General features: G+C 33.9%; 22 protein-coding genes and 1 pseudogene. 22 read left to right on the top strand and 1 reads right to left on the bottom strand.

The features are described from left to right. Nucleotides 1-128: 128 nt before the first annotated feature. From J6L97_RS10015 to J6L97_RS09930, 18 genes and pseudogenes are all read left to right on the top strand, one after another. Nucleotides 129-2435, top strand: a pseudogene (locus tag J6L97_RS10015) (glycoside hydrolase family 31 protein). Nucleotides 2436-2663: 228 nt separating this feature from the next. Next, on the top strand, nt 2664-2849 hold the full coding sequence (locus J6L97_RS10010) for a hypothetical protein (RefSeq protein WP_013086948.1): 186 nt from the start codon (nt 2664-2666) through the stop codon (nt 2847-2849). Nucleotides 2850-3018: 169 nt separating this feature from the next. Beyond that, nucleotides 3019-3426 carry a hypothetical protein gene (locus J6L97_RS10005; protein WP_054832759.1) on the top strand — a complete coding sequence of 136 codons (408 nt, stop codon included), beginning with the start codon at nt 3019-3021 and terminating at the stop codon, nt 3424-3426. 9 nt (nt 3427-3435) lie between these two features. Continuing rightward, nucleotides 3436-3705, top strand: a complete 270-nt coding sequence (locus tag J6L97_RS10000; RefSeq protein WP_216786109.1) for a hypothetical protein — start codon at nt 3436-3438, stop codon at nt 3703-3705. 92 nt (nt 3706-3797) lie between these two features. After that, nucleotides 3798-4997 (top strand): CPBP family intramembrane glutamic endopeptidase, encoded by a 1200-nt coding sequence (locus tag J6L97_RS09995; RefSeq protein ID WP_013086946.1) that lies wholly within the window; start codon nt 3798-3800, stop codon nt 4995-4997. A 128-nt stretch (nt 4998-5125) separates the two neighbouring features. Continuing rightward, nucleotides 5126-5293 (top strand): hypothetical protein, encoded by a 168-nt coding sequence (locus tag J6L97_RS09990; protein WP_013086945.1) that lies wholly within the window; start codon nt 5126-5128, stop codon nt 5291-5293. Nucleotides 5294-5448: 155 nt separating this feature from the next. Then, nucleotides 5449-6660, top strand: a complete 1212-nt coding sequence (locus J6L97_RS09985; RefSeq protein ID WP_057726577.1) for a CPBP family intramembrane glutamic endopeptidase — start codon at nt 5449-5451, stop codon at nt 6658-6660. A 143-nt stretch (nt 6661-6803) separates the two neighbouring features. After that, complete coding sequence (locus J6L97_RS09980; RefSeq protein ID WP_155515505.1) at nt 6804-6941, top strand: hypothetical protein; 138 nt, start codon at nt 6804-6806, stop codon at nt 6939-6941. A gap of 12 nt (nt 6942-6953) precedes the next feature. Continuing rightward, a complete protein-coding gene (locus J6L97_RS09975) occupies nt 6954-8297 on the top strand; it encodes a sensor histidine kinase (RefSeq protein WP_081036407.1) in 1344 nt (447 codons plus the stop codon). Beyond that, on the top strand, nt 8290-9090 hold the full coding sequence (locus J6L97_RS09970) for a LytR/AlgR family response regulator transcription factor (protein WP_057726588.1): 801 nt from the start codon (nt 8290-8292) through the stop codon (nt 9088-9090). The genes J6L97_RS09975 and J6L97_RS09970 overlap by 8 nt, the downstream gene beginning before the upstream one ends. 129 nt (nt 9091-9219) lie before the next feature. After that, nucleotides 9220-10440: a DUF6568 family protein gene (locus tag J6L97_RS09965; protein WP_057726576.1), complete on the top strand. Its 1221-nt coding sequence runs from the start codon at nt 9220-9222 to the stop codon at nt 10438-10440. A gap of 143 nt (nt 10441-10583) precedes the next feature. Further along, complete coding sequence (locus tag J6L97_RS09960; RefSeq protein WP_013642501.1) at nt 10584-10760, top strand: hypothetical protein; 177 nt, start codon at nt 10584-10586, stop codon at nt 10758-10760. Nucleotides 10761-10809: 49 nt separating this feature from the next. Then, nucleotides 10810-11970, top strand: coding sequence for a glycosyltransferase (locus tag J6L97_RS09955; protein WP_158083624.1), 1161 nt, complete (start codon nt 10810-10812; stop codon nt 11968-11970). A gap of 5 nt (nt 11971-11975) precedes the next feature. Beyond that, the gene (locus tag J6L97_RS09950) at nt 11976-12188 is read left to right on the top strand and encodes a hypothetical protein (protein ID WP_013642499.1); all 213 of its coding nucleotides are present in this window, start codon (nt 11976-11978) and stop codon (nt 12186-12188) included. Nucleotides 12189-12427: 239 nt separating this feature from the next. Next, entirely contained in the window at nt 12428-12670 is a 243-nt protein-coding gene (locus tag J6L97_RS09945; protein ID WP_054832766.1) for a Blp family class II bacteriocin, read from the top strand. Between the two features lie 9 nt (nt 12671-12679). Next, nucleotides 12680-12877: a Blp family class II bacteriocin gene (locus tag J6L97_RS09940; RefSeq protein ID WP_013642497.1), complete on the top strand. Its 198-nt coding sequence runs from the start codon at nt 12680-12682 to the stop codon at nt 12875-12877. 37 nt (nt 12878-12914) lie between these two features. After that, the gene (locus J6L97_RS09935) at nt 12915-13211 is read left to right on the top strand and encodes a hypothetical protein (protein ID WP_223876349.1); all 297 of its coding nucleotides are present in this window, start codon (nt 12915-12917) and stop codon (nt 13209-13211) included. 295 nt (nt 13212-13506) lie between these two features. Beyond that, a complete protein-coding gene (locus J6L97_RS09930; protein WP_013642495.1) occupies nt 13507-13746 on the top strand; it encodes a Blp family class II bacteriocin in 240 nt (79 codons plus the stop codon). Nucleotides 13747-13877: 131 nt separating this feature from the next. Here the strand turns inward: J6L97_RS09930 and J6L97_RS09925 are convergent, their stop codons facing one another. Then, nucleotides 13878-15056, bottom strand: coding sequence for an IS256 family transposase (locus J6L97_RS09925; RefSeq protein ID WP_005728142.1), 1179 nt, complete (start codon nt 15054-15056; stop codon nt 13878-13880). 364 nt (nt 15057-15420) lie between these two features. On the opposite strand from J6L97_RS09925, the gene J6L97_RS09920 reads away from it, so the two are divergent. From J6L97_RS09920 to J6L97_RS09905, 4 genes are all read left to right on the top strand, one after another. Then, a complete protein-coding gene (locus J6L97_RS09920) occupies nt 15421-15675 on the top strand; it encodes a Blp family class II bacteriocin (RefSeq protein ID WP_013642493.1) in 255 nt (84 codons plus the stop codon). Nucleotides 15676-15701: 26 nt separating this feature from the next. After that, nucleotides 15702-16115 carry a hypothetical protein gene (locus tag J6L97_RS09915; RefSeq protein ID WP_054832730.1) on the top strand — a complete coding sequence of 138 codons (414 nt, stop codon included), beginning with the start codon at nt 15702-15704 and terminating at the stop codon, nt 16113-16115. Nucleotides 16116-16275: 160 nt separating this feature from the next. Further along, on the top strand, nt 16276-18438 hold the full coding sequence (locus tag J6L97_RS09910) for a peptide cleavage/export ABC transporter (RefSeq protein ID WP_057726331.1): 2163 nt from the start codon (nt 16276-16278) through the stop codon (nt 18436-18438). A gap of 10 nt (nt 18439-18448) precedes the next feature. Further along, entirely contained in the window at nt 18449-19045 is a 597-nt protein-coding gene (locus J6L97_RS09905; protein WP_005720997.1) for a hypothetical protein, read from the top strand. Nucleotides 19046-19160 lie beyond the last annotated feature (115 nt).

Genomic DNA, 19160 nt, shown 5'->3' with positions numbered 1-19160 from the left:
AAGGCAGTTTTTTTGTATTTAAATACAAAAATTTCTGAAGGTGTTTTTTCTGGTATTACCCAATTGATTAGCTTATTGTGCTAAAATTGAAAGCGAATACATAACTTTTGATTTTTTAGAGGTAAATTATGATTAATCAACTTACTGATTTTACTAAAGATGGACAAAAAATTACCTTAAACTATGAGAATGGACCAATGATTTTGACCGTGTTAACACCGGAAATTATGCGATTCTTTCAAGATCGAGGTAATGCTAGCAATTCTTATGCTATCGAAGGCGATAAAGAAATTAAAACTGATTTTACAGTTAAAAATAAAGGCGATCATATTGAAATAGCTACGGCTAAGTTGATAGTAAAAGCTTATGATGATGAAAAAATTGACGTCTTTGATGAACAAGGCAATCCATTGGTCGTAGATTATCGGGGGAAAAGAACCCCAATTGACCGACAGATGGATGAGGAACATTTGAAGTTGGCTGAATCTGAAGGCCATGATGTGGATAAATTGCTGGGGAAGCATGACGGCGATTATTATGAAGTGGTCAAATCACTAGCAGATGACGAAGAATTTTATGGCTTGGGTGATAAAACCGGCTATTTGAACAAACGCCACTATGCTTATGATAATTGGAATACTGACAATCCTGATCCGCAAGTAGAGAGCTTTACCCGTTTGTATAAGTCGATTCCAATTTTATTAGGATTAAAAAATGGTCATCCTTACGGTATCTTTTTTGACAATACTTACCGTAATCATATTGACTTAGGTAAGGAAAGCAACAATTATTATTACTATTCAGCTGATAATGGTAATTTAGATTATTATGTTATTGGTGGGGCCTCACTCAAGGCGGTTGTCACGAATTATACCTACTTAACAGGCCGTGTACCAATGCCACAGAAGTGGACTCTGGGCTATCAGCAATCGCGCTGGGGCTATAGTGTTAGCCAAAAGCAGGTAGAAAAAATTGCGGAAAATCTGCGTAAATATGATTTGCCTTGTGATGTCTTGCATCTTGATATTGATTACATGAAGGGCTATCGTGTCTTTACTTGGCGCAAGGATACTTATGAAGCTCCAGAAGAGTTTATTAAAAAAATGCGTAAATTGGGCTTCAGGATTATTACTATTATTGATCCGGGCGTAAAAAAAGATGATGCTGATTATAAAATTTATCAAGAAGGTATTGAAAAGGGCTATTTCGTTAAGGCAGCAGATGGTACTGTTTATGTAAATGAGGTTTGACCAGGGGATGCGGTATTTCCAGATTTCGGTCGCCAGAAAGTTCGCCAATGGTGGGCTAAAAATTGCAAATACTTAGTTGACTTGGGCGTTAGTGGCATTTGGGATGATATGAATGAACCTGCTTCATTTAGAGGTGAAATTCCAGGCGATGTTGTTTTCCATAATGAAGAAGAAGCTTCAACGCATAACAAGATGCACAATGTTTATGGTCACAACATGGCTAAGGCAACTTATGAGGGTTTGAAAAAGTATTCAGGTAAGCGGCCATTTGTAATCACGCGTGCAGCATATGCCGGAACTCAAAAGTTTTCCACAGTCTGGACGGGTGATAACCAAAGTTTGTGGCCACATGTGCAAATGATGATTCCGCAATTATGTAATTTGGGTCTGAGTGGCTTCAGCTTTGCTGGTACTGATATTGGTGGCTTTGGAGCTGATACCACGCCAGAATTATTAACACGTTGGATTGAGGGAGCATTGTTTAGTCCGCTTTATAGAAACCATGCGGCACTTGGTACGCGCTCACAAGAACCATGGGTCTTTGGTGAACCAACCTTATCGATATACCGTAAGTATTTGAAGTTACGCTACCGCTTTATTCCTTATTTATATGATGAATTTTACCGTGAAACTCAAACTGGGCTACCAGTTATGCGGCCGTTGGTCTTAAATTATGAAAATGATCCACATGTGTATAACTTAAACGATGAGTATATGGTAGGCGAGGACATTTTGATAGCTCCAGTTGTCCAGCAAGGTCAAACTAAGCGTGCGGTGTACTTACCTAAAGGTGAATGGATTGACTTCTGGAACGGTGTAGAGTATTCAGGTGGGAATACAATTTTAGTTGATGCTCCAATTGATAAATTACCGCTATTTATTAAAAAAGATACGATTCTACCGTGGGGTAAGGAAGTCGACTATATTTCTGATGAACCAGATAAAGATATGACATTCAGAGTATTTGGTAATGGCGGCAAGTATAGACACTATCAGGATAACGGCGTTGACTTTGAGTATCAAAAAGGCGAGTATAACTTGTACGATATTGAAGTTGATCATGATCAAGTGACGGTCAAATTAGCGCATCATGGCTATGCACATGAATATCAACGAATTATAGTTGAATTAGCTGATCGTAAAGTAGTATTTAACTACTGCGAAGGCGAATATACAGAAGCATAATTTAAATGACAGGAATAACCCCAAATAACAGGGTTATTCCTGTTATTTTTGTTTTTTATTGTATTATTTAAAAAATATCTTTATTGGAGAAAACGTTGATCTATCAAGCTTTGTGACGAATATTATTTAGAAAAAACAAAATTATTTTCGAAAAAGACTGTAATTTTATAATAACAGGTGTTATTATAATACGTGAAGAGAGAAATAAGTGATTGAGAGGTAATAACGATGATGACTGAATTAACTACTGAAACTGAATTAAGATTTAACGTAAAGACTATTTCAACTGAAAACATGATTAACATGCTTGAAGAAGACGGTTGGAAGCAAGAATCAATGCATTTTGCAGAAAACAAGATCTCAGCTAACGCAATGGCATCAATGCTTGAAGATTTAGGTTGGAAAGAAAACTAAGAGTCAAAATAAGAAAAAATCTAACTACGATGCAGTAGTAAGTCACATCGCATTATCAATCAACTAAGAGAGCTAGCATGGAAAATATTCCATGCTAGTTTTTTTGCATGTCAATAATGTAAAATACAATGTAAATAATTGTGATTTGAGATAAATGGAGTTGACTTAAATGAAAAATCAAAAATTTGAACGTGAAAATAAGAAAATCATCTTAGGAATGGTTATCGGCACAGTCGTAAGCGTAGCCTTATTATTATGGTATATAGGCAGTGGATCTGGTTGGCATTTAGACATAATGCAGATCATTATTGCTTTAGCGCTGGGATTGGTAATGGGAACATTATTTGGAGGTTTGATTGCTGTAAGCTTGATTTCAAATAAGGGTGAGCTTTCCTCATGGAATATTTGGTTCCAGTGTCTTGCTACAGGGCTTGTGTTTGTACTGCTTGATCTCATCTTTGATTGGATTACCAAGTCGAATAATGGCAGTCTAAAAACCATGATTTTTTCTAATGACACGTTATGGGCATTAGCGTTTGGCATGGCAATGGGTGCAATTTTCTTAAGGAAAAAGTAGAACTGAGGGATGGATATGAAGGTTATACTGTTAATCATTTTGCTGCTGATTGTATTATGTTGGCTGATCGCAATTTCTCAGACTTTACGTGGTAAAAAGGATAACAAATATGTTGTTACTTATCTTTGGAGAGGAAAAAGAAAAAAATTAACTTACATGTCATTCTGGCAAGCCTACTGGTATCATGGTTGGCTGAATATGGTTGACTGGATTGTCATTATTTTGCCATTGTTAAAAAATCAATCAAAAAAGTACCGAATCAGTCAGAAATATGACTGATTCGGTACTTTTTAACACTGTATGTATTATTTTTGCTAAAATCAAGTAAAAATAATATGAGTATTGATAATGTATAAACGCAAGAGGATATTATGAAAAACAAACAGTATGAGTTGATTTTGAAAGTTCAACTATTGATCGGAATATTGCTGACATTATGCTTTAGTTTGCATATTGGTCATAAATTTATTTTCTTAAAACAAGAGAGTCCGATCATATTATGTTCGTTAGTGGTGATTTTTGTTTTTACTTTGTTGCAGAACAAAAATCATTATTTCCAAGTAATGGCTAAAGGCTTGAGTATTTTAGTATTACCATATGTGTTTAATTTTTTAGTTTATAATGGTGTCTCTTTCTTTAATCAAGTCTTTCCGAATGAGGCAATACTTTTCTCAATTATGGGATGCATTCTTTTACTTGTAGTGAATATTCCCTGGGTAATGGTCGCAATGCCGATATTGAAGAACGGCTTTTTCCGAGTACTAAGTATTGCAATTATTGATGTGAGTTGGACATTCAATATCAATAATTTTGTTAATCTACCAGAATCACTTCACTTTCTAGTATATGATGCCTTGATAGTTGCCCTGGAAAGCTTTGTGTTAGCTTTCTTTATAACTAAGGCATGGGGACTAAAATTTAGTTGGAATTTAAAGTTTGTCAAAACAAGTAATTTTCAATTAGGATCTTGGCTGTTGCTTTTGGGGCTAATGATCTGGCTTATTTTCTTTAATACGTATCTCAATATTGTAGATACGTGGCCAGAATTGCTCAGTTTTTGGCATTGGAATAATTATGAAATTTCATATCATTTTACTGCAGATATATTAGCTTTTTCAGCTACAGCTGGTATTGGTGAAGAAACAATTCGTGGATTAGAAATAATAGCTTTGCTTTATGCTATGCGTAACTTTAAAAGCAGAATCACGTCAGCAGTGATAATATCAGCAATTTTGTTTAGTTTAATCCATTTAAGTGGCTTGAATACTATTACAAATGGTACATATTATTCTATCGACATGATAGCACAGCAGCTTACATATGCTTTGGGCTTTGGTTTAATATTTGGTGTGTTTTATTTATATACTGGTAAATTATGGTTAGGGATGTTAATCCATTTTCTAATCGACTTGGAAACGACAAGCTCTGATGAATCGATAACTATGTTTACGGGTTGGCCGGCTGCAATAATTATATTGGTTGTTTCTGTGTTGATTTTCGGGTGGATGTTAACAGGTAAGAGACGAAAATTCATGGAGGATAATGTGGATAGAATTATTGCTGTTGATTGAGTTTTAAGACGAATTTGGTATTGGTACAACTAATTTAGTATAAAAAAGGCTAAATTGGTCAGCTTTAACTTTGAAATAGAGATTTAAGGTATTATTTGATTGTAATCTTTTGAAAGGAGAAAAGAACAATGAAAAAGATTAGAGAAGTGAAAGATGTTGAGTTAGAAAAAGTTATTGGTGGTTCACTAGTTGGAATGAAAATCATTGGTCCGAAGCAAATGGGACCGGATGGGATGACAGGCAGTGGTGGAACTGGCGCTCCTATTGGTCATACGTATTATCATCCAGCCCATTAGGCAGATAAAGCAATCAATTCATTTTAGTTAGATAGCAAAAGATACCGAATCAGTCAGAAATATGACTAATTCGGTATCTTTTTACCTCATTTTTTGAAAACTGTTAGAATTAGCATAAAATATTTTTCATTGTGTAGTAAAAGGGAATGACCGAAATGACAAGCAAAGTGTGGAATAAACTGTTAGACATAGAATTAATTATCGGCATGGTAGTTTCAATTATTATTGGAATAGTTGGTGAAAGTTTGCCGCGACTTTATTGGTCTAGAATGTGTTGGATTGCATTAACCATTTTGTTGCTTAATTTCATTTTGAAAATATGGGGCAAAAACAAGCATTCTATCAAAATAGCAAGTCAATGGCTGGGTAGCTTAACTTTAATCCTGATATTTAACTTTTTGATTTACACGACTACTTCTATGCTCAATTTGATGGTTAAACCACTAGTATTGGTTAGTTCAATTGTGGGCATAGTGTTACTTTTATTGGTTGATATTCCAGTAGTAGTGGTTAACTTTCCAGTAGTGAAAAATTGGTTCATGCGACTATTCATGATTTTCATTTTGTATCTAAACTATAGCTACAATGTTAACAGGTTTCTAGGTACATCTGGTGTAATTAAAGCAATTATTAGGTCTGGTGTAATAATTGCCCTTGCTACTTTTATTTTGGCATTTTTCATAACTAGGGCATGGCAGCTTAAATTTCAATGGAATCTAAAATTGGGCAAAAGTAAAAACTTTCAATGGCTAGCGTTAATTCTCTTGTTAACTTTTTCTGTTTGGTTTGCTTTTTTCAATTCTTTTGTAACTCTAGCACCGTCCTTGGCTGATTTGTTGTGTTTTTGGCAGTGGGATTTTAGTACATTTGAAGTGACTTTAAATTCTGTGTTGGCAGCAATAGAAGCAGGAATATTTGAAGAAACGTTGCGTTACCTGAATTTAGTGATTTTGCTTGTTGCTATGCGGAATTTTAAGTATAGGATGATTTTTGCAATAGTGATTAGTTCTATTCTTTTTAGTTTAAGCCATTTAGGAAATTTGGGAATAAGTACCTTTCTTATTAAGTTTGATTTAGAAACGACATTGCAGCAGGTAGTTTATACATTTGGTGCGGGGATGCTATTTGCAGTGATCTATCTATATACAGGCAAACTATGGTTGAGTATATCGATTCACGGTCTAGTCGATCTAATCGCTTTAAGCGAAACGCCATTAACGAGAATAGTTAGTCCACTGATCACTGATGGCTGGATAAGTGCGATTATTATACTGTTAATTCCATTGGTAGTTGCCTTATTAATGATGACAGGTAAAAGGAAGACGTTCATGGGAGAGAACGTGGGCAGGATTATTGCTGTTAGTTAGATAAGAATTTATTGAATAATGCTTTGGCACCAAAATACCAAATCAGTCTAAAAAATGACCAATTTGGTATCTTTTGTATATCGGAAGGCAAATCATGCTATATTTAAGGAGTAATGAATGATTCATGAAAGGATGGATTAATTATGGAAAAGAAAAATGTTAAAAAGATTGAATTGAAGGAAGAAGAATTGAGTAAAGTTGTTGGTGGTAGCAGTACAGTCGCAGGACATGCCGGCTTGGGATGGGTATGGCAAATTTGGGGCAAGGTCAAGTGGCATTAGAAGATAGATAGTATGGAATATATAATTATTGTTTTATATTTAGTTTCATATCTTTTTGATCCTATTTGTTTCTTTAAAATCGCAAACATAAAGCCTATTAGAACTAGATCGCTATTATTTGTAATTACTGGCTTTATAAGTAGCTTTATTGCAGAAAAATTTTTATTAGATGCAGGTGTATTGGTATCTAATTTAATTTATCTTGCTCTAATATTTTTATTTTTTTGGAAAGAAATTAGGAATCCTTTTGTGCTTGCAGGAGCAGGAATTGTACCACTAATATTTGATTTAATGGTGGATGTGTTAAATCAAATATTTAATATAGCATCTACACAAATTTTATGGATGGAAGTAGTAGTTCTCTTATTTTATATTCTTGTTTTCTATTTTGTAATTAAGTTAAGTGATAAAATACGTTATCAATTAGAAAGCAAAAATAATAAAATAATAGTTGGATTATTAATTTACTTTTATATCTCAATTCTTATTATTCTGGAAGTCAAGATTTTTATAAAGCAAAGTTATCTAACTACTGCTATTTTTTCGCTATTATTAATTTTGCAGTTGCTATTTGTGGGTGTTGCTTATGTTTTTATTTTAAGAATGCAAGCGCAACTTATTAATAGGGAAAAGCAATTAAATAAACTAGATAAACAAAGACAGCTCGAAGAATATACCAAATATCTTGAAGATAGTGAGGATGATCTTCGACAATTTAAACATGACTACCAAAATGTTTTAAACTCATTAAAATTGTATGCCCAAGAGGGTGATGTTCAAGCAGTAATTCACAAATTGGATAAAGAGACTAACTCAAGTTTAGATCCTGCGGCGCTATCAAAGTATAAGGATGTAAATCATGTTCATGTAAAATCGATTAAAAGCATCATTATTACCAAGTTAGCAGAGATGTATAATCTTAAAATTCCTTATAATTTTGAATGTAGAGGCAGTGTAAAAAAACTGCCGGCTAATATTGATGAATTGGATCTTGTTAGAATCCTAGGAATTGCCTTCGATAATGCAATTGAAGAAAGCAAGATTATAAAGGATATGGCTGAAAAGAATAAATCTTCGGAGTATGAAGAGATTCAAATTATGGCTTATTCAGATGGACCGGATAACTTTGAATTCGAAATTCGTAATAGAGTGCGTAAAGATCAAAAGATCTCTACTAGCAAAATACAAGAACAAGGTTTTACAACTAAAAAAGGACATCAGGGCTATGGTCTAGCCAATATTAGAAAACTAGAAGAAAAGTATCCTGATATGTCAGTTTCATACATGGTTCAAGATGGCTGGTTTGACTTCTACATGGTGATTGATATGGAAGATGGTGATGAAGATAATGGCTAATTATCCTATTATCGTTTGTGATGATGATCATGATTTGGCTAATCAATTAGCTACTAATATTAATAGTTCAATCCAAAATTTATCAGATGATAATTCGAGCTACAGTGAATTAAAGGAAAGAGTGACTTTTGTAGCTAATGATTTTGCTCAAGCAGTTGGCTATATTGTAGCTAATGATATTAAGAATGGCATTTACTTTCTTGATATTGAATTGAGTCAGCAATCTGAAGCGAAAAACGGGGTAGACTTAGCAGAGTTCATCAAGAAACAGGATGAGAATGCGCAGATTATCTTTGTTACTGCATATGAGAAGTATGCGCCGCTGACATATCGTAGACGAATTGGAGCGATTGACTATATTAGTAAAAACTTGTCTTCGGATGAGATTATTCAACGTCTTGAAGAAACACTCCGTGGTGCTATCGATAATCTAACTAATATGATTAAGTATGGTAATCGAAACTTTAAATACAAGATTGGTCGCAATGTATTTAAGGTTAGTGAAAATGAAGTTATTTATATTGAGAATGGTACCATGCAGCATAAGGTGCATATGGTGACGGATCATGGAGATGTGGAATTTAAAGGTAATATAAGTCAAGTAGCTAAGGATGCAGATTTTTTGGTTAAAGTCTCACAATCTACGTTAGTCAATCCCAATAATATTAGAGCCATTGATACTCATCATCAGGTAATTATATTGGAAAACAAAAATGAAGTCAGCTATTCAAGAGCCTACAAGAAAGTAATTAAGCAGTTAATGGCTAGATTTGAGAATATTGAAGCAATTTAGAGTAAAAATGACGAATTTGGTTATTCATGTACCGAATCCGTCATTTTTTTGTTTGCTTTGGTAGGTTTGTCCTACTTCATATATTTAAATGATATGCTTGGGTCAAATAAGAAAAGGAGTATGACAATAATGAATAAAAAGAAAATATTAACTTTAATGGCCAGTCCGGTGGTATTGCTTATGTTGAATTCTGCTGTAGTTCATGCTGATGAGGTAGAACCTAAAACTAATCAACAAGTAGAACAGCAGCCAAATAATGGAGAAAAGCAAACTGCAGAGTCTACTGAAAATGATCAAACGAAAGAAAATGATTCATCCAAGGAAACAGAAGACACTTCTCCTGATGCAGTTAATTCACAAAAGCAGTCAAATAATTCAAATTCTAAAAAAGATCAAGTAGAAGACGAAGAATCTGATGAGGATGACGTAACTGTTGAAGAATATGAAAATAACGTCAAAGATTTTAAACGTGTTGATATGGCACAGGTTAAAGATCTAATAGCTAAGCAAGATAATCAAGACCGAGTAATGTACATTGGTCGTCCAACCTGTTACTATTGTCGACAATTCTCTCCAGATTTAAAGGATTTTAATAAGATTGATAAAGGAAAGTTATTGTACTTTAATATTGATGCTGAAAAGGGTGCTCATGAATATGCTTTTAAAGTTATTGGTATTCCTGGTACACCAACTACGATGCGATTCATAAATGGCAAGATTGTCAGTGCATGGATTGGCGGGGAGAAAACAGGACAGGAATTGTATGACTTCTTGTATTCTTCTGAAGCAAATAAGCTGGTAGAGAGTGTAACTGTCAAAGATGATGCGCAACAAAATTCAGAAACTAATTCAAATTTAGATGAAGTAGATGATCAACAAGTAGAACAACCTGTCGCTGATAATATGCAAGAAGATAATAATTTAACTGATTTTATACCTGGGACAATTTTTGCAGAAGCAAATAATGTAGCAAGTAGTAATAATGATTTAAACCAAGTTGTGAATAGAGAAGATGAACCGTCTTCTGTTAAGAGTGAGAATACAGAATCAAAAAAGATTTCTCATAAAGCAAAACCAATGAATGCTAGTTCAAAACCAAAAGTTGCTAAAAAGAAATTGATGATTAACTATGAAGGTAAGTACACTAAAGATACTCATGAAGAAACCATAAATTGGGATACTACTAAATTAGAAGCGAAAAAGAATACTATTAATCATATTGAAACTAGATATTCTCAATTACCTCAGACAAATAGTGAAAATAACCATATTTTGATTATTTTGGGGACAATGATCTCGATTGTTGCTGGATTATTGGGGTTGACAGAAAAATTTATAAAGAAGGACTAAATTGGTTTACAGATACCAAATTGATCTAAAAATTAACTAAATCAGTCTCTTTCAATGAAAGCGATACCATATATGATATTTTAATAATGTAAAAAGAAATGAGAGATGAGTTTCTCTTATTAGTTATTATGGAGGTAATAGAAATGAAAATTTCTAATGATTTTGATAAGTTGTATAAAGTAGTTAGTGAGGATGACTTAAGTGACGTTGTAGGTGGTAAGCGTAAGTTACCTGGTTGGGTAAAGTGGGTGAATGGAATTGGTGGTTTAATTGGGTCAGCTGCTGAACCTGGCTCTATTAATTGGAATTTGTATAAGTAAAATGATTGAATACAAGTTTCATAGTGCTAAACATTTTCAGCGGTACAAAATGAATAGTAATAAAAATGATGTTTTTCTTACAGGACTAATTATGGTCAAAAATCAAGAGAAGAATATTATTAATGCAATAAAATCTATTCAAAAGTATTGCGACCTATTGGTGATAGTAGATACAGGTTCTACAGATAAGACCGTAGAAAATATTGAAAGTTTAGCTTTAAAAAATTTGAAATTGTATAAAATGACTTGGGTAGAAAATTACGCTTATATGCGTAATAAGTGCTTGTCGTTAGTTCCAGATGGCTGGATTTTGGTTTTAGATTCAGATGAAGAATTCGACAGCAAAATATGTGATGCCACAGAGTTAAAGAATTTTTTGGGGCTGTTAAATCAGAAAAATAATCCTGTATGTACTGTAAAAACAATTAATTATGATGATACTGCTTTTACTAGAAAAAGAGTACTGTTCAGAAAATCTTCTAGCATTTGTTATCATGGATTAGTTCACGAAGAATTAATTTCAGTTGATAAGACTGCATTGACCGTTATTGATACAAATTTGAGTGTAATTAATAAAGGGGTAGTGCTGTCAGAAATCCAAAAATTCAAAAAGCCAGAAAGATACTCTAGATTATTGATAAAGCAAATGAATCTAGAACCAAATAATCCGAGATGGCTAGCGATGATATCACAGGATTACATTGATTTAGGATTAATTTCTAAAGAACAATATATTGAGAAATTAAGAAAGTTTATATTTAAGGAAAAAGTCGATGACTTTTCGGTTAAAAATATTCAATTTAATGAATGGTCTAAGTATTTATTAGCTAGGTATATTTTAGTTTGGCTTTCATTAGGTGATTTTGATAAAGCAAGCCAATGTGCAAAAACGGCTATAAAATTGTTCCCTAATGATGTTAACTTTTTGACTTTGTATGCTAGTTCCATTAATGCTATTAATTCAATTCTTGCTGATCAAGCGGTTAATTACATTAAGCATTATCTTAAACAAGGATCCCAAAATTGGGATGAAGTTCAAGAAGAATCACAAGGAACAATATATTCAATTAAGCCGATGCTTGCTAAATTATTGATAACTGAAGGTAAGTATGATCAAGCATCAGAAATTTTAAATCAAATTGATAATTCTAAAGCTAAGCAAATAGTATATGATGAACTTAGATATTTTAGAATGAAAAAAACGAGGTAAAGATTATGTATCATTTAATTTATTTAGTAATTGGCATCCTGTTGATTATCGGTGGAGTATTTACTTTTCGTCATACGCAAGGCTATTTGAAGTTAAATACAACTTCTAAGACTGTTCAGGATAATCAATGGCGTGGTTTTGCTTTATGGTTTGGTTACATTGGAGCAGGTATTCTGACCTTGATTGGTGTGATCCTTATCTTAGTTTCACTATTTTAAATAAAGAGAAAATACTAAGCTGGTGTGAATGAGGGTGCCGGCTTAGTATTTTGGTATATGAAGTTAATACTAAATTTCACTAAAAATATACTGAATTGGAACGCAAGTGCAGAATTGGTCTAAAACAAGGTTAAATCGGTCATGCACCAAAAAAATGAAGTAATTCATGGTACTTTAATGATGTAGAAAGAAATAAGAGATGAATTTCTCTTGAATACTCATTATAGGATGTATTTAAAATGAGTAAAGTTGAAGTTTTAAATGAAGAAGAATTGACTACTGTTGTTGGTGGTAGTAAAGGAAAGGGAAGAAACAATTGGGCAGGCAATACCATAGGTATAGTAAGTTCAGCTGCAACTGGAGCTGCATTAGGTTCAGCCATTTGTGGTCCCGGTTGTGGATTTGTTGGAGCACACTGGGGCGCAGTTGGTTGGACAGCGGTTGCTAGCTTTTCAGGCGCGTTTGGTAAGATTAGAAAGTAGGGATTTAAGATGAAACAATTGAATTCAGAACAATTACAAAATATTATCGGTGGAAATAGATGGACTAATGCATACAGCGCAGCTTTGGGATGCGCTGTCCCTGGAGTTAAATATGGAAAAAAACTTGGTGGCGTATGGGGTGCTGTAATTGGTGGCGTAGGCGGTGCAGCAGTCTGTGGCTTGGCGGGTTATGTTCGTAAAGGCTAACTTTTCTAATTAATGAAAAGTTTTAGATAGTTATCTAATGAATGAAAGATTGTTAAATATGATTTCTCAAGTATATATCGTATTTTCGTATATTCCATTGGTAGCATCTTTTATAGGATTTATATTGTGGATGATTTTGAGTATAAAAAAGAAAACAAACTTTGAAAGTGATTCTCTAGGAGTTTTTTTACCATTGGTAATGGCTTCGGCTTATGTTACAAATAATAATTCAATAGGTTATTCTAATCTTGCTACCATTGCAGTTGGTATTTTTATACCAGTTTATTTCTTAGGTAAAGCATTCACTCTTTATCATCGGAAAAATAAGAAATGAAAATTCAAATATTTAGCAATATACTAAAATACCGAATCAGTCTGAAAACGGCTAATTTGGTATTTTTTATATAAAGACTATATATCAGAGTGTAGTAAAGAGACTATTAAAGTTGTAAAACAGTGCTAGATTTTACAAAAACTGTACTGAATCGGGATGCAAGTGCTAAATCAGTCAGAAAAAAAGTTAAATCGATCATGCGTCCTGAAAATAAAGCCATTTATGGTACTTTAATAATGTAGAAAGAAATAAGAGATGAATTTCTCTTGATTACTCATTGTAGGAGGTAATAAAAATGAGTAGAGTTGAAGTGCTAAATGAAGAAGAATTGAGTGCCGTAGTTGGTGGAACAGGTGGTAAAAGGGCACGGCAGAGAAAAATTAGTAATTGTGTTAATTACATTCGTATGGGTGCCAGTTCTGTAGGTGGTGCCGGAGCAGTTGTTGGAGGCTTAGGTGGAGCTTTATTAGGTGGAAGTTTAGGAGTAATTGCTGGCTCAGCGGTATGCGTTGGCTATGTAGCCAGTCATAGATAAAATGAAAATATGGATTTACATATTAATAATATTAATTGTTTTATTATTAATACCATTAGCTCAAACGCTGAAACTGTCAAATCTTTTGTGTAAATAGATCTTTCTCGTAAATTGATTTTTTAATTATTTATTTAATCAAAGTAGGATTCTAAGGTGTCCTGAACCTGACCAAAGCCTTTATGAATTCGATTGAAATAACGGTCATTGTAGCTCATTGCCTGGATGCCAATAAATGCATCAAGCGACTGTTCAGTTGGAAATTCTGCCTTAGGCTTAGCTTTACGCTTGATGACGTTGTTAAAGGATTCAATCATATTGGTTGAATAAATTGAAGCTCTGATTTGTTTGGGATAATTGTAGAAGACTAGCAGATCGGGCTCAATTTCCTTCAAACCTTTGATGACATGGCTATAAGCTTTATTCCATTTGGCATAGAATTTGTGCAAGACAGCTGCAGCTTCTTTTTTGCTTGTCTGTTGATGTATCTGCTTGAATTCGTTCATGATCTTTTCACGATCGTCGACGCGTACTTTAGCGCAGATATTGCGCATGACATGAACCAGGCAGCGTTGAAAATGAGCTTTAGGATAAGTCCTGGCCAAGGCTGTTTTCATGCCAACAACACCATCAGAAAGAAAAAGCTCAACTTGCTTCAAGCCTCTGGACTTCATGTTTTGAAGCATCTCTGTCCAAACTTCAATGTTCTCACTAGGAGCAATGCAGTAGTCAATGACTTCCTTATGTCCATTAGGTTTAATGCCAATGGCAATATATACTGCTTCACGCTCAAACGTTTCTCGGCGCAAAGGAAGGTATGTCGCATCCAAATAGACACAGAAAAACTTGTCGCTTAGCTTGCGCTTGTGATAAGCCTCAATCTTGGGGAGCATCTGCTTGGAAATATTTGATACTTGAGCTGGACTATAATGACTGCCATACATTTTCTCAATCAAGTCAGCGATTTCTCTGGTAGTTACGCCTTTGGAGTATAGCTTGATAATCGTGCTTTCCAAAACATCAGAGTGCTGCTTGTAGTCAGGCAGCGTGTGCTGATGAAACTGACCGTTGCGGTCTCGAGGCACTTGCACTTCAATTGGTCCAAACTGGGTATCAACCTTGCGGAAATAAGCACCATTTCTAGAATTGCCAGTATTCCAGCCATTTCTGGCATAGGGATCATAGCCTAGAAAGGCAGTCAACTCAGCTTCTAGCAAGTTATTAACAGCCTGTTGTAGCTCTTTGCGCAATAAATCATTTATTTTGTCTGGATTGAATAGAGCTTGAGCAAAATCTTTGGTAAAATCATTCATGAAGGAGTTCTTCTTTCTGTATGTGTTTTTTTGTTCAAACCAATCATACGAGAAAGGAACTCCTTTTTCTAATGTTTAAAGAAATAAATTTAAGGAATCATTCATCCTTACACAAACTATTTTACAGTCTCCAAACGCTGAAAAGTAAAACGAATAATTATTATCTAGTTAATAGCTTTAATAAAGGTAAAAAAGTAAAACTTAAATATGATAGTTTTCTTAAAGCGTATTTTAAATATATTGAATTAAATGTTTTAAGTTGGCTATCGGTAATCTTACCTTTTGATTAGAATATAGATAAATAATGCTATGTTTTGGTAAATTGTGAAAACAAGATAGATGTGCATTACCGGAGGTAATAAAAATGAGTAAAGCTGAAGTTTTAAACGAAGAAGAGTTGACTGATGTAGTTGGTGGAACGCATGGTCATAATGGTAAGGTAGCTAAATGTGGAGGCTATATTTTAAGAGGTGCAGGGACTGGTGCTCTAACTGGTGCTTTAACTGGTACCGCCGCAGGCGCAGCAGTAGGTGCTTTTGGTGGAGCGATGTTTGGTGGAAGTATTGGGATTATTAAAGGCTCAGCTTCTTGTGTAGGTTACTTAGCCACTCATAGATAAAAAATGGTATGAGGAGGGATAACATTATGTCACAAAAACAAATAATGACTAGAAGCATTATTGCAGGTGGTTTATATTTTGTTTTAGATATTGTATTAAATGTAGTTCTAAAAGAACCGATAACAATTATTTATGTTATTGAAACTATATTTGAAAGTATCGTATTTACAGCATTTATGATTTGGCTACTTAGTATTAATAAGAATACTAAAAAGAGTACTAAAAAGAGTACTGGTAATGGCGGTTTCTTAAAATACTTTTTGATTGGCATGATAGGTAGCTGGATAATTCTTACTGTGATGCTGATCTTACAAGTAGGTAACCGAATGAGTAAAGTTATGGTTGAAAATACAGCATTGTTAATTGGAATGTATTTAATTGTAGGAATCTTTTGTGGGCTTGCATTATATATCGTCTTTCGCAAAGCATCTAAAAGTTGATTTGTATTACATAATGAATATGCTTCCCCTCTCTTCTAGATTTTAGTTATGAATATAAATACCGAATCAGTCTAAAAAACGACTGATTCGGTATTTTTTTACTTTTAGATTACTAATCCTGTCATAATTGGCTTATAGAACTGAAAGAGGTGGGATAAATATGTTAATACAATATAAATCAATCTATGTGCCACAAGTAGATGAATCAGATTGTGGTGTTGCTTGTTTAGCAATGATTTTAAAGAAGTACCATTCTAGAGTATCATTAGCACATTTGCGTCATAGCGCACGAACCAACTTGGAGGGAACTACTGCTTTAGGCTTAGTAAAGACGGCTCAAGCTTTTAATTTAAATACTCAAGCCGTTAAAGCTGATATGTCATTGTTTGATTCAGATACAGATGTTCAATATCCGTTCATTGTTCATGTCCTAAAGCAAGGTGAATTATTACACTATTACGTGGTATTAAAAGCTACTCAAAAATACTTGATTATAGCTGACCCAGATCCTAGTGTCGGCTTAACCAAAATGACAAAGGATAAGTTTGCTCAAGAATGGACAGGAATCGCTTTGCTGATGGCACCTAACGATAAATTTGAGCCAATCAAAGAGAAAAAACGTAATTTATGGTCATTGTTTCCTTATATGTTTAAGCAGAAAAGCTTGCTTACGAATATTATTCTAGCTTCTTTGTTAATGACAATTATTAGTATCTGTAGTTCATATTTTTTACAAGGGGTTATTGATACATATATTCCTAATGGCACATATCAGACTCTTTCTATCCTGGCAATTGGTTTACTGGTAGCCTACGTATTTAATTCCATCTTTTCTTATGGTCAGAGCCTCTTACTTAATGTTCTAGGTCAAAGATTAAGCATTGACCTTAACTTGCAGTATATTCGTCATCTTTTTGAATTACCTATGGAGTTCTTCGTCACTCGCAGAACTGGTGAAATCACCTCGCGTTTTTCAGATGCAAGTCGAATAATTGATGCCTTGGCTAGTACGGTGATTTCATTATTTCTTGATCTTTCGATTGTAATTGTGATGGGAATTGTGCTGGCGATTCAGAACTCCACTTTATTTGTAGTAACATTGCTGGCCTTGCCTTTTTATGCGATTGTGATTCTTGGCTTTACTAAGAAATTCGATAAGATGAACAATGATCAGATGGAGAGTAACGCTGTATTAAGTTCATCAGTAATTGAAGATATTCAGGGAATTGAAACAATCAAAGCTTTAAATAGCGAACAAACACGTTATCGTAAGATTGATAGTCAATTCGTCGATTACCTCAAGAAATCTTTTCGTTACAGTAAAACTGAATCTTTGCAGTCAGCTTTAAAGACCTTCATTCAGTTATCTCTCAATGTAATTATCCTCTGGGTAGGGGCTAAGGTTGTAATGAACGGGCAGATGAGCATTGGTCAATTAATGAGCTTCAACGCATTACTATCGTATTTTGTAGATCCACTTCAGAGCATTATTAATCTTCAACCAACTTTACAATCAGCTAATGTAGCACAAAATCGATTGAATGAAGTATACATGGTTAAGAGTGAGTTCCAGAAAGATGCTCAGATTAGGGATGCCAAGCAATTAGCAGGTGAGATTGAATATCATCATGTTGACTACCATTATGGCTATGGAGTTGATGTATTAAAAGATATTAATTTAAAAATCGAACCCAATGATAAGTTGGCAATCGTAGGGATGAGTGGCTCAGGTAAGTCTACTATGGTCAAACTTTTAGTTGATTTCTTCTCTCCAAGCAAAGGCAAGTTAACTTTTAATGGTTTTGATTCTACTAAAGTAGATAAGCATGTCTTACGGTCATACGTAAACTATGTTCCCCAAACACCATACATCTTCTCAGGAACAATCAAAGAAAATCTGCTTTTAGGTAGTCGACCAGATATTACAGAAAAAGATATATTGAAAGCCTGTCAGATAGCAGAAATTGAGTCTGAAATCGAACAATTACCACTGCAGTTTGAAACCAAGATGGATGAAAATGCCAAGATTTTATCCGGTGGGCAAAAGCAAAGGCTAACTATTGCACGTGCATTATTGTCACCGGCTAAAATTTTAATTTTTGATGAAGCCACTAGCGGGCTTGATACGATTACAGAGAAAAAAGTAGTAGATAATTTAATGAAATTAAAAGATAAAACGATTATTTTTATTGCTCATCGTTTAGCAATTGCACAAAGGACTAACAATATTGTGGTTGTAGATCATGGTCAAATTGTTGAGCAAGGAAGTCATGAGGAATTAATGCAGAAACATGGCTTTTACTATAACTTAGTTGAGAATTAGGAGCAACGTTATGAATAATAAAGACTATGAGAGTACCGAATACTATTCCTATAAATTCAAGAATTTTTCAACTATGATTATTATTCCTATGGCAATTTTAGTTCTGATCTTAATAGTCGGTTCTTTCTTTGCAACTAGACAAAGTACAGTTACATCTACCGGAATTGTAGAACCACAAAATACACTTAATATTGCCAATAGAAACTATCATGAAGGACAAATTGTTAGAAGAAATAGAGAAAAATGGCTAGTTCATCTTGATGATAAACAGGAGAATACAGTTCACTTGTTTCCGATGATTAAGGCTAAAAGAACGGTCAATGTAGTTACTTATTTCCCAGGTAATAAAATTGGGGCAATAAAAAAAGGCCAAACACTGTATTTTCAGGTAGCTAATGCTAGTGGAACAATGGATAGATTAGTAGGAAAAGTGAAAGAAATTGGAGTATACCCCATTAATCTACGTGGAAATAATGTCTATGAAGTAATCTGTAAGGCCAAGTCCAAGAAAAATTTGAAATATGGGATGGAAGGCAACGCAACTATTATTACAGGTAAGAGTACATATTTTGAATATTTTAAGGATAAAATTCTTAACCAAAATTAAAAGGAGCTGAAAAGCTCTTTTTTAGTTAGAATCAAATTCCAATTGTTTTGATAACTGATTTGGTCAAAAAGTGTACTGAATAAGTCTGATAACCAAAAAGATAGCTGATAATTGA

It is taken from the genome of Lactobacillus crispatus (assembly GCF_018987235.1).
In the GTDB taxonomy this organism is placed as follows: Bacteria; Bacillota; Bacilli; order Lactobacillales; family Lactobacillaceae; genus Lactobacillus; species Lactobacillus crispatus.
Note: the sequence above shows the minus strand (reverse complement) of the source record. Positions and strands in the feature narration are given on the sequence as shown.

Excerpts from the sequence above, each read along its gene's own strand:
- J6L97_RS09990 (WP_013086945.1), top strand. The coding sequence starts at position 5,126 with ATGAAAAAGATTAGAGAAGTGAAAGATGTTGAGTTAGAAAAAGTTATT.
- J6L97_RS09925 (WP_005728142.1), bottom strand. The coding sequence starts at position 15,056 with ATGAATGATTTTACCAAAGATTTTGCTCAAGCTCTATTCAATCCAGAC.
- J6L97_RS10010 (WP_013086948.1), top strand. The coding sequence starts at position 2,664 with ATGATGACTGAATTAACTACTGAAACTGAATTAAGATTTAACGTAAAG.
- J6L97_RS09910 (WP_057726331.1), top strand. The coding sequence starts at position 16,276 with ATGTTAATACAATATAAATCAATCTATGTGCCACAAGTAGATGAATCA.
- J6L97_RS09960 (WP_013642501.1), top strand. The coding sequence starts at position 10,584 with ATGAAAATTTCTAATGATTTTGATAAGTTGTATAAAGTAGTTAGTGAG.
- J6L97_RS09980 (WP_155515505.1), top strand. The coding sequence starts at position 6,804 with ATGGAAAAGAAAAATGTTAAAAAGATTGAATTGAAGGAAGAAGAATTG.
- J6L97_RS10000 (WP_216786109.1), top strand. The coding sequence starts at position 3,436 with ATGGATATGAAGGTTATACTGTTAATCATTTTGCTGCTGATTGTATTA.
- J6L97_RS09950 (WP_013642499.1), top strand. The coding sequence starts at position 11,976 with ATGTATCATTTAATTTATTTAGTAATTGGCATCCTGTTGATTATCGGT.
- J6L97_RS09945 (WP_054832766.1), top strand. The coding sequence starts at position 12,428 with ATGAGTAAAGTTGAAGTTTTAAATGAAGAAGAATTGACTACTGTTGTT.
- J6L97_RS09920 (WP_013642493.1), top strand. The coding sequence starts at position 15,421 with ATGAGTAAAGCTGAAGTTTTAAACGAAGAAGAGTTGACTGATGTAGTT.
- J6L97_RS09975 (WP_081036407.1), top strand. The coding sequence starts at position 6,954 with ATGGAATATATAATTATTGTTTTATATTTAGTTTCATATCTTTTTGAT.
- J6L97_RS09955 (WP_158083624.1), top strand. The coding sequence starts at position 10,810 with ATGAATAGTAATAAAAATGATGTTTTTCTTACAGGACTAATTATGGTC.
- J6L97_RS09915 (WP_054832730.1), top strand. The coding sequence starts at position 15,702 with ATGTCACAAAAACAAATAATGACTAGAAGCATTATTGCAGGTGGTTTA.
- J6L97_RS10005 (WP_054832759.1), top strand. The coding sequence starts at position 3,019 with ATGAAAAATCAAAAATTTGAACGTGAAAATAAGAAAATCATCTTAGGA.
- J6L97_RS09970 (WP_057726588.1), top strand. The coding sequence starts at position 8,290 with ATGGCTAATTATCCTATTATCGTTTGTGATGATGATCATGATTTGGCT.
- J6L97_RS09930 (WP_013642495.1), top strand. The coding sequence starts at position 13,507 with ATGAGTAGAGTTGAAGTGCTAAATGAAGAAGAATTGAGTGCCGTAGTT.
- J6L97_RS09905 (WP_005720997.1), top strand. The coding sequence starts at position 18,449 with ATGAATAATAAAGACTATGAGAGTACCGAATACTATTCCTATAAATTC.
- J6L97_RS09940 (WP_013642497.1), top strand. The coding sequence starts at position 12,680 with ATGAAACAATTGAATTCAGAACAATTACAAAATATTATCGGTGGAAAT.
- J6L97_RS09935 (WP_223876349.1), top strand. The coding sequence starts at position 12,915 with ATGAATGAAAGATTGTTAAATATGATTTCTCAAGTATATATCGTATTT.
- J6L97_RS09965 (WP_057726576.1), top strand. The coding sequence starts at position 9,220 with ATGAATAAAAAGAAAATATTAACTTTAATGGCCAGTCCGGTGGTATTG.
- J6L97_RS09985 (WP_057726577.1), top strand. The coding sequence starts at position 5,449 with ATGACAAGCAAAGTGTGGAATAAACTGTTAGACATAGAATTAATTATC.
- J6L97_RS09995 (WP_013086946.1), top strand. The coding sequence starts at position 3,798 with ATGAAAAACAAACAGTATGAGTTGATTTTGAAAGTTCAACTATTGATC.